General features: G+C 37.4%; 5 protein-coding genes. All 5 read left to right on the top strand.

Translation table 11 applies throughout. The features are described 5' to 3' along the window. Positions 1-597: 597 nt before the first annotated feature. The 5 genes from EMN46_RS18255 to EMN46_RS18235 all read left to right on the top strand — a co-directional run bounded on the left by EMN46_RS18255 (position 598) and on the right by EMN46_RS18235 (position 7443). Positions 598-3009, top strand: a complete 2412-nt coding sequence (locus EMN46_RS18255; protein WP_195715314.1) for an SLBB domain-containing protein — start codon at positions 598-600, stop codon at positions 3007-3009. A gap of 153 nt (positions 3010-3162) precedes the next feature. Continuing rightward, on the top strand, positions 3163-3531 hold the full coding sequence (locus EMN46_RS18250; RefSeq protein WP_154202444.1) for a four helix bundle protein: 369 nt from the start codon (positions 3163-3165) through the stop codon (positions 3529-3531). Positions 3532-3640: 109 nt separating this feature from the next. After that, positions 3641-4768, top strand: coding sequence for a GNVR domain-containing protein (locus EMN46_RS18245; protein WP_154202440.1), 1128 nt, complete (start codon positions 3641-3643; stop codon positions 4766-4768). Between the two features lie 209 nt (positions 4769-4977). Continuing rightward, positions 4978-5274 carry a GIY-YIG nuclease family protein gene (locus EMN46_RS18240; protein ID WP_154202439.1) on the top strand — a complete coding sequence of 99 codons (297 nt, stop codon included), beginning with the start codon at positions 4978-4980 and terminating at the stop codon, positions 5272-5274. Positions 5275-6000: 726 nt separating this feature from the next. Beyond that, positions 6001-7443, top strand: a complete 1443-nt coding sequence (locus tag EMN46_RS18235; RefSeq protein WP_154202437.1) for a UDP-glucose 6-dehydrogenase — start codon at positions 6001-6003, stop codon at positions 7441-7443. Positions 7444-7614: the final 171 nt, after the last annotated feature.

The raw sequence follows: 7614 nt of genomic DNA, 5'->3' as shown, positions 1-7614 counted from the left end.
TAAGACATTGTCTTAGTATAAAAAAGAGGAGAACTATGTCTCCCCTGAACAGGATAGTCTTTGCAGTAAGAGGACTTCCTTATGAATTACAAATTTAATAATAATTTCTGATAATATTATTTGGAATTTAACACAGTATCTTTCGGGATAATCTTGAATTCTTTTTCAATTTTTGAATTACCCCTTCCGTCGCATAGAATCTGTTTTGCTTTAAATGAGATTTTGCTCGTGCGACGATTTACAAGGCGCTTACTATAACCCAGGGTGGCATTCGCTTCGCTTATTTGCCCTGGGCTATAATCATATTTGCCCTTCAGGCAAAAACTTTTTTTAAAAATTTGTGTAATCTGTGAAATCTGTGGTTGTATTTTTTTGTTTCTCCTTGTCGCCAATTCGCACCTTCGCCTTTCCTTCCTTTACCCTTGTCTTTTTTTTGTTGAATTGAAGGTGTGTAAAACTTGTTGATTAAAGCATTAGTTTCTACTTTTGCAAAACTTAAGTAAATGCACTCATCAGTTTTTTGTTCTTGTTAGTCAAAATAAAATGAATGTTTGTGTTAAGTGTTTGAATAATTGTGAAATAGCTAAAATTTATATTATGATTCGGTTTCTGAAAACCATTTTAATTCTTTTCATGTTTGTTGGTCTGTCTCAGACAGTATTGGCTCAAGATGTGAATCCAGCCACTGTTGATGTTTCTAAATTGAGCGATGCTCAGATTCAGAAGCTTGTTGACGAGATGAATAAAAAAGGTCTTGGTATTGAAGAAGTCATTGTTATGGCTCGAGCTAAAGGCGCATCAGAAACTCAAATTGCAGAAATGCAACGAAGGATTGAGGCTTTAAAATGGAGCGAACGTGGTGATTCAACACAGCTGAAAAAGTTAGACACAGATGTGTTGGACAATATAAGTGAAAAAGGAGAACTTGATGAAGATTTAAAGGAGAAGATGAGTAAGATCTTTGGATTCCAATTTTTTAATTCTGATAAACTTAGTTTTTCTCCATCTGTAGATATTCCTGTTTCTGATTCTTACACTTTGGGCGTTGGTGATGAGTTACTTGTCGATGTTTATGGTGCTTCACAGCAAACGTATAGTTTAACTGTGATGAATAATGGAAATGTTAATATAACAGATTTGGGGCCTGTGCAAGTTGCGGGATTGCCTTTTTCTAAAGTTCAAGATAAAATAACGAAACGTTTGATGTCTATCTATTCAGGAATGAAAGGGGATAGACCGAATACATTTGTTGATGTAAGTACAGGACAGTTAAAAGCTGTAGTTGTGAATGTAATTGGAGAAGTTATTACGCCAGGAACATATACTTTGCCAGCTACTGCATCTATATTTAATGCTTTATATTTAGCTGGCGGACCAAATGAAAAGGGTTCTTTTAGACAAATAGACTTGCTTCGTGATGGAAAAATAGTTGCTGATATTGATGTGTACGCCTACTTGATAGATGGTAAAACACAGCAGAATATTCAACTTCGTGATCAGGATGTGATTTTAATTCGTCCTTATCAGAATAGAGTTAAAGTTGCTGGCGAATTTAAACGTGAAGGTTGGTTTGAGGCTAAAAGTGAAGAAACGCTTGCAGATATGCTTCGTTATGCTGGAGGTTTTTCTGAGAATGCCTATACGCATAGAATCTCTATGTATAGAAATAATACGAGAACGCTGAGTTTTAGAGATGTTACTGCTGAGGATTATGCTTCAGTTGCTATAATGAATGGTGATTCTATTGTGGCTGGTCAGGTAATTGATCGGTTTGAAAATAGGGTGATCCTAGAAGGAGCAGTATATCGACCTGGTGATTATGAAATGACAGATGGCTTAATGCTCTCACAATTGATTGATAGGGCTGAAGGTGCAAAAGAAGAGGCATATATGGAGCGAGGCGTTATTGTTCGTAAGAAAAAGGATTTTACCTTTGAGAGTTTGTCTTTTTGTCTTCGTGATGTTTTGAATGGTAAAACCGATATGGCTTTACAAAAAAATGATAGAATTCAGATTTCTTCGATTTTTGATATGCGTGAAGCAAGAACAATAGAAATTGTTGGTGAAGTTCAATTTCCAGGAACTTATGCTTATGCCGAAAATTTAAAGCTGGCTGATTTGGTCTATATGGCAGGTGGATTTCTTGAACAAGCAGAAGTTTCAGCCGTAGAGGTTAGTCGTATTTTAAATAAAAAAGAAATTGAATCGTTGACTAATAAGTTATCTTATTCTTTTCAATTTCCAATAGATAGACAGTTGAAGATGTCTGCAGAAGATGCGGCTTTTACTCTAAATGCCTTTGATAAGGTTTACGTACGTCGTGCTCCTGGTTTTCGTCCACAGGCTGTGGTTAAGGTTCAAGGCGAAGTGGCGTATGCTGGTGATTTTGGGGTAACCTTTAAGGGGGAAAAAATTTCGGATGTTATAAAACGTGCGGGTGGTGTTACGCCAGAGGCTTTTGTTGAGGGAGCTTCCTTACGTAGAAAACATGAGTTGAGTGATGCTGAGTACGATGCTAAAGTTGCATTGCTAAGTCAAGATTCAACAATGACAAATGTTATGGTTGAGCGTATTACTTACCAAGTGGTTGGAATTGACTTGGTTAAAATTCTTAATATGCCAGGTGGTGTTGAAGATTTGCAATTGCAAGACGGAGATCAACTTTTGGTTCCTGAACAAATGCAAACCGTAAAAGTTTCGGGTGCTGTTCTGAGTCCTGTAGCTCATACTTTTAAATCCAAAATGAAATTTAAAAAATATATTCAGGCTAGTGGAGGTTTTTCTCAATCGGCTAAAAAGAGCAAGTCATATGTCTTGTACGCAAATGGAACTGCAGAATCAACAAAAGGAGGTTTGTTTGGTCGTCGTTATCCTAAACTACGACCAGGTTGTGAGGTTATCGTACCTGAAAAACCAGAATTTAACAAAGCTGCTAAAACAGGTATGTGGGTAAGTATTTCAACGGCGCTTGTGAGTATGTTTACGGCTATTGCTATTACTGTTAGGTAGATTGTGAATGGTGATTGGTCAATAGTTAATGATTGAGATTTTAATTACGCAAATGGTAGAATAGAGATGTCCGTTGTCGGTCCCGATAGCTATCGGGATCAGTTATCGGTTTTTGACCAATCAGTTGTAGGATTAATTTTGAATTTTAGGAAAATGAAAACTTATAAAGATTTAGATGTTTATAATGAAGCATTCCGTTTAGCTGCAGATGTTCATAAAATGTCTATGGATTTACCTAAAACAGAAATGTATGAACTTGGTAGTCAAATTCGAAGATCCGCTCAAAGCGTTAGGGCTAATATTGTAGAAGGATATGGGAGGCGAAAATATAAAGCTGACTTTTTAAGATTCTTGATTACTGCGAATGCATCTCTCTTGGAGACAGAGTCTCACTTGGAGATGCTAAATGATTTGTATGACAAAGATGAGATTAGGAGGCTGATTATAAATTCTAGTGATTTAGGAAAGAAGATGCATCGATTTATTGAATTTGTGCAAAAGAACTGGAAAACACGTAGCTGATAATTAATAACTGACAACTAAACTTAGATAACCGATCCCGATAGCTATCGGGACCGATATCGCCCGAAGGGCAGGATAACTGAAAACAAACAAATTAGAATAGATACATATGAACCCAGATAAAACAAATATAAATAATACACCTTCTCCAGTTGCGGAAGACGAAATAGATTTAATCCAACTCGCCAAGACCCTATGGGCAGGAAGAAGAACTGTGATTAAAACAACCTTAATCTTTATGGCCTTAGGTTTATTTATTGCCCTATTCTCGGCTAAGGAGTTTACGGCATCTACAACGATGGTTCCCCAGTCAGCCAAGGGAGGTTCTAGCTTGGGTGGATCACTAGGTGGATTAGCTGCTATGGCAGGAATCAATTTGGGAAGTGCAGGATCAGGTTCTACTATTCCACCATCACTCTATCCAAAAATCATTGAATCTGTGCCCTTCCAAAAGGAAATGATGAAGACACTTTTGACCATTGAAGGACAAAAGGAGAAAGTGAGTTTCCAAGATTATTATTTAGAAATTGCCAAACCAGGTCTTTTTGGATACATCAAAAAATATACCATTGGTTTACCAGGTTTGATTTTAAATGCTATTCGTGGAAAAGACCAAGGGGCCCTGAGCGAAGTCGAAGGGAATGACCAACTTTTAACAATCTCTCAGTATGACAAAAAGTTGATGAATATACTATCTTCACAACTTTCCTTGGAAGTGAACGATAAGGATGGATATGTGTCGATCTCTTCTCGTATGCCTGAGGCGCGTCCAGCTGCGGAGATGGTGCAACGTGCACAGGTCTTATTGCAAGAAGCGATTACTGATTTTAAAATAAAGAAAGCCAAGGAGCAGATGACTTTTATTGAAGAGCGCTATGCTGAAAAAGAAGCGGCTTTTACGGTAGCTCAGAACAAGTTGGCTCGCTTTCGCGATCAGAATAAAAATGTGAGCACGGCTATGGCTCAAACCCAAATGGAACGTTTGCAATCTGAATTTTCAATGGCATCGTCGGTTTATACGGAATTAGCCAAGCAGCTAGAGACTCAAAAAATACAAGTGAAAGAGGATACACCAGTTTTTACCATTATCGATCCTGTTTCTGTACCATTAGATAAATCAAAACCGAAACGCCCAATGATCCTTATTATTTGGATTTTCCTTGGAGGTATTGTTGGTGTGGGGATGGTTTTTGGTAAGGAGTTTTTTGCTAGTATTAAAAAGCAATGGTCTGAATAATTGTCATCCCGAGGGAAGCCTAGCGACGAGGGATCTCATTCAAAAAGTTAAGAGGTAAAAGAAGACAGATCCTTCACTGTATTCAGGATGACAGCATTGATCTTGTCATCCCGAGGGAAGCGAAGCGACGAGGGATCTTAAACACAAATGAACCGAACGTATTGTAATTTTGCTCTTGTCGAGGGATCTGAATATTTAAAATAGACAAAATGAAAACTTATTACGTCTACATATTAACAAATAAAAACAAAACTGTTTTATATATAGGTGTAACAAATAATTTACAAAGACGATTGAATGAACATGTAAATCATGTAGATCACATAAACGCTTTTACAAAACGATATAATTGTAATCATCTGATTTATTTTGAAGAACACGATGATGTGAATTTGGCGATTGAGAGAGAAAAAATACTTAAAGGATGGCGACGAGAGAAAAAGAATAATTTAATCTCGGAATTTAATCCTGAATGGAACTTTTTAGAGGGAGAGTTTTTTGTTTGAGTAGATCCTTCACTACGTTCCTTCATTCAGGATGACAGCATTTGTATTGTCATCCCGATCCCGATAGCTATCGGGATGTCGAGGGATCTCTTGATTTAAAGTGTAAAGGTGAAAGTCTAAAGTTTAAAGAAAAATAGACAGATCTTTCACTACGTTCAAGATGACAGCACGAATATTGTCATCCCGAGGGAAGCGAAGCGACGAGGGATCTCTGTGATTAAAGTGTCAAGGTGAAAGTGTAAAGGTTAATGAAAATCAGACAGATCCTTCTCTACGTACAGAATGACAATGGTGATTGAGGAGTCTCAATTATAAAGGAACAGAATGAATTGTCATCTTTAGTAATACTATAATAGATCGGAAAAGTAGACAGATCCTTCAATATGTACTTCCGTTCAGGATGACAGCATTGATTTTGTCATCCCGAGGAATCGAGGGATCTCTGTGATTAAAGTGTCAAGGTAAAAGTTTAAAGTTTAAAGAAAAACAGACAGATCCTTCATCACGTTCAGGATGACAATAGTGATTGAGGAGTCTCAATTATAAAGGAACAGAATGAATTGTCATCTTTAGTAATACTATAATAGATCGGAAAAGTAGACAGCTCCTTCACTACGTACATCCGTTCAGGATGACAGTAGTGGTTGAGGGATTTCAAACATTAAAGAACTGTATAATATTGTCATCCTGCGCTTGTCGAGGGATCTCAAACACAAAGTAACAGAAATGACTAAAGCGAGAATAATAAAAAATATTTGCTGCATAGGTGCAGGTTACGTTGGTGGTCCAACTATGGCAATGATTGCTAAAAAATGTCCACATATAAATGTGACTGTGGTCGATTTGAATGAACAACGCATTGCTGATTGGAACGATGCTGATTTGGATAAATTACCTATTTATGAACCTGGATTAGCTGATGTGATCGCTGAAGCTCGAGGTCGAAATTTGTTCTTTTCTACTGAAGTTGACAAAGCCATTGATGAAGCACAGATGATCTTTATCTCAGTGAATACCCCAACCAAAACTTATGGGGTCGGTAAGGGAATGGCAGCTGATTTGAAATATATTGAATTGTGTGCCCGACAAATTGCCAGAGTCTCTAAAGATGATAAAATTATCGTTGAGAAATCAACACTACCAGTCCGTACAGCGGAAGCCTTAAGAACTATTTTAAATTCCACAGGAAATGGTGTGAATTTTCAGATTCTATCAAGTCCTGAGTTCTTAGCAGAAGGAACAGCTGTTTCAGACTTATATGCTCCTGATCGTGTTTTAATTGGTGGCGAAGATACAGAAGAAGGGCAGTCAGCTGTTCAATCCTTAGTTGATATTTATACAAATTGGGTGCCTCTTAGCAATATTATTACAACACGTGTGTGGTCTTCGGAATTATCCAAGCTGACAGCCAATGCTTTTTTGGCTCAGCGCGTATCTTCCATTAATGCTATTTCAGCACTTTGCGAAAAGACGGGAGCTGATGTGGACGAAATATCACATGCCATTGGTGCTGATTCTCGTATTGGATCTAAATTTCTAAAGTCATCAGTTGGTTTTGGAGGTTCTTGTTTTCAAAAGGATATCTTAAATCTAGTTTATTTGTGTCAGCATTTTAATTTGCCTGAAGTTGCTGATTATTGGGCGCAGGTCATAAAGATGAACGATTTTCAAAAGCATCGTTTTGCTAAGAATATTATTGATACACTATTTAATACCGTTTCTGGCAAGAAAATTGCCTTCTTAGGTTGGTCTTTCAAAGAAGACACCAATGATACGCGTGAAACAGCAGCTTTATATGTCGCTGATGAATTACTTCAAGATAGAGCAGAAATTCATATTTTTGATCCTAAGGTGACAAAAGAGCAGATTTTTGCTGATTTGGAGTACTTACAAACGCATCGTATAGGACAATATGTGGAGCAAGGTGAAGTGATGAGCATGGACGAAATCCGTAGTTTGGTCACAATCCATAATGATCCATATACTGCAATGAAATCAGCTCATGCTGTTGCCATCCTAACCGAATGGGACGAATTCAAAACCTACGATTGGAATAAGGTTTATAATGAAATGTTAAAACCAGCCTTTCTCTTCGATGGACGTAATGTACTTTCAAAAGTCGAACTTGAAAAAATTGGATTCAAGGTCTATAATATTGGGAAAGGATAAACAAGACTGTCATGACCTCCGGAGATCTCGCAATCCCGAAAGCTCGTACGTTTACGAAAGAAAATAAAAGGATTCATTCATACCCTAATTTTGTATTTTAGGGGCTTGAATGGAAGGAGATAGTACCACTGGGAAGGCAAGATACGATTGAATCGATATCGTCCGAAAGAA

Source organism: Ancylomarina sp. 16SWW S1-10-2, from assembly GCF_009669305.1.
In the GTDB taxonomy this organism is placed as follows: Bacteria; Bacteroidota; Bacteroidia; order Bacteroidales; family Marinifilaceae; genus Ancylomarina.
The sequence above is the reverse complement of the archived record's forward strand: the minus strand, read 5'-3'. Positions and strand labels throughout refer to the sequence as shown.

Excerpts from the sequence above, each read along its gene's own strand:
- EMN46_RS18255 (WP_195715314.1), top strand. The coding sequence starts at position 598 with ATGATTCGGTTTCTGAAAACCATTTTAATTCTTTTCATGTTTGTTGGT.
- EMN46_RS18250 (WP_154202444.1), top strand. The coding sequence starts at position 3,163 with ATGAAAACTTATAAAGATTTAGATGTTTATAATGAAGCATTCCGTTTA.
- EMN46_RS18245 (WP_154202440.1), top strand. The coding sequence starts at position 3,641 with ATGAACCCAGATAAAACAAATATAAATAATACACCTTCTCCAGTTGCG.
- EMN46_RS18240 (WP_154202439.1), top strand. The coding sequence starts at position 4,978 with ATGAAAACTTATTACGTCTACATATTAACAAATAAAAACAAAACTGTT.
- EMN46_RS18235 (WP_154202437.1), top strand. The coding sequence starts at position 6,001 with ATGACTAAAGCGAGAATAATAAAAAATATTTGCTGCATAGGTGCAGGT.